The 2,500-nt window shown below is 54.3% G+C and carries 1 tRNA gene and 2 rRNA genes (1 of these 3 cut by a window edge); all 3 read left to right on the top strand.

The window, feature by feature from the left end:
• A 23S ribosomal RNA gene (locus tag ACR0J7_RS20285) occupies nucleotides 1-1,973 on the top strand; it begins 872 nt to the left of the window's first position.
• Nucleotides 1,974-2,199: 226 nt separating this feature from the next.
• A 5S ribosomal RNA gene (rrf, locus tag ACR0J7_RS20280) occupies nucleotides 2,200-2,314 on the top strand.
• A gap of 52 nt (nucleotides 2,315-2,366) precedes the next feature.
• Nucleotides 2,367-2,443, top strand: a tRNA-Met gene (locus tag ACR0J7_RS20275).
• Nucleotides 2,444-2,500: the final 57 nt, after the last annotated feature.

Here is a 2,500-nt window from a genome sequence, read left to right as displayed (position 1 = left end):
CCCGGGGGGTAGAGCACTGGATGGGTAATGGGGCCCCACAGGCTTACTGATCCTAACCAAACTCCGAATACCCGGGAGTACTAGATGGCAGACACACTGCGGATGCTAACGTCCGTAGTGGAGAGGGAAACAACCCTGACCTACAGCTAAGGCCCCCAATTCATGGCTAAGTGGGAAAGCAGGTGGGACGACCAAAACAACCAGGAGGTTGGCTTAGAAGCAGCCATCCTTTAAAGATAGCGTAACAGCTCACTGGTCTAAATAAGTTGTCCTGCGGCGAAGATGTAACGGGGCTCAAGCCATGAGCCGAAGCTTAGGATGCCGTAAGGCATGGTAGCAGAGCGTAGTGTGACATAGAACTCATCCGTATTTGCATCTGTGTTGTGTAACAGCAGCGGGATGTAATGACGGATCGAGTTCTTTCGATGAAGCCGGCCTGTGAGGGATCCGGTGGAGAGATCACTAGTGAGAATGATGACATGAGTAGCGACAAAGAGTGTGAGAGACACTCTCGCCGAAAGTCCAAGGGTTCCTGCTTAAAGCTAATCTGAGCAGGGTAAGCCGGCCCCTAAGCCGAGGCCGAAAGGCGTAGGCGATGGGAACTAGGTTAATATTCCTAGGCCAGGAGGATGTGACGGATCACAGGTGTAGTTCAATCTTATCGGATTGATTGGGCTGCTGAGTGGTTCCTGGAAATAGCCCTCCATCAGACCGTACCCTAAACCGACACAGGTGGACTGGTAGAGCATACCAAGGCGCTTGAGAGAACGATGTTGAAGGAACTCGGCAAAATACCTCCGTAAGTTCGCGAGAAGGAGGCCCGGTTCCTAGGCAACTAGGGGCTGGGGGCACAAACCAGGGGGTGGCGACTGTTTATTAAAAACACAGGGCTCTGCGAAGTCGCAAGACGACGTATAGGGTCTGACGCCTGCCCGGTGCCTGAAGGTTAAAAGGAGAGGTGAGAGCCTTGAATTGAAGCCCAGGTAAACGGCGGCCGTAACTATAACGGTCCTAAGGTAGCGAAATTCCTTGTCGGGTAAGTTCCGACCTGCACGAATGGCGTAACGACTTCCCCGCTGTCTCCAACATCGACTCAGCGAAATTGAATTGCCTGTCAAGATGCAGGCTTCCCGCGGTTAGACGGAAAGACCCCGTGCACCTTTACTACAGCTTCGCACTGGCATCAGGATTGTGATGTGCAGGATAGGTGGTAGGCTTTGAAGCAGGAACGCAAGTACCTGTGGAGCCTCCCTTGAGATACCACCCTTCGCACTCTTGATGTCTAACCGCGGTCCGTTATCCGGATCCGGGACCCTGCGTGGCGGGTAGTTTGACTGGGGCGGTCGCCTCCTAAAGCGTAACGGAGGCGCGCGAAGGTTGGCTCAGAGCGGTCGGAAATCGCTCGTTGAGTGCAATGGCAGAAGCCAGCCTGACTGCAAGACTGACAAGTCGAGCAGAGTCGAAAGACGGCCATAGTGATCCGGTGGTCCCGAGTGGAAGGGCCATCGCTCAACGGATAAAAGGTACGCCGGGGATAACAGGCTGATACTGCCCAAGAGTCCATATCGACGGCAGTGTTTGGCACCTCGATGTCGGCTCATCTCATCCTGGGGCTGGAGCAGGTCCCAAGGGTACGGCTGTTCGCCGTTTAAAGAGGTACGTGAGCTGGGTTTAGAACGTCGTGAGACAGTTCGGTCCCTATCTGCCGTGGGTGTAGGAGACTTGAGAGGAGTTGCCCCTAGTACGAGAGGACCGGGGTGAACGATCCACTGGTGGACCAGTTGTCGTGCCAACGGCAGTGCTGGGTAGCTATGATCGGACAGGATAACCGCTGAAGGCATCTAAGCGGGAAGCCCCCCTCAAAACAAGGTCTCCCTGAGGGCCGTGGAAGACCACCACGTCAATAGGCCGGAGATGTAAGCGCAGTAATGCGTTCAGTTGACCGGTACTAATCGCCCGATAGGCTTGATTTGATCCAGTAATGGAAAGACACCCACCGCCTCAAGTAGCGAAGCGGTAGGCGAAATCAAAAAGCCAAAAACATACACACCTTGAACATGGACAGCGCGTGCCAACGCAAACGGCACTGTTGATTGATTACACAACCGAGTGGCACCGCGCATTTGCTTCACAAATACGCTGCCTGCCACCCGTCGCTTTTTTGCTCCGCAAAAACAGCGACGTGGGGATTTTCCTCGGTTTGGTGGTCATAGCGCAAGTGAAACACCCGGTCCCATCCCGAACCCGGAAGTTAAGCACTGCCGCGCCAATGGTACTTGGGCTTAAGCCCCGGGAGAGTAGGTCACCGCCAAACCTAGCAAAATCCCCAAATCTCTCTAAAACGATGAAAACAAATCTGACTCTGACGCGGGATGGAGCAGCCCGGTAGCTCGTCAGGCTCATAACCTGAAGGTCGCAGGTTCAAATCCTGCTCCCGCAACCAATACTTCAAGTCAGATATCAAACACTTAGCGCCCCTTGGGGCGCTTTCTGCGTTCAG

Source organism: Ruegeria sp. O4 (assembly GCF_056535125.1).
The sequence above is the reverse complement of the archived record's forward strand: the minus strand, read 5'-3'. Positions and strand labels throughout refer to the sequence as shown.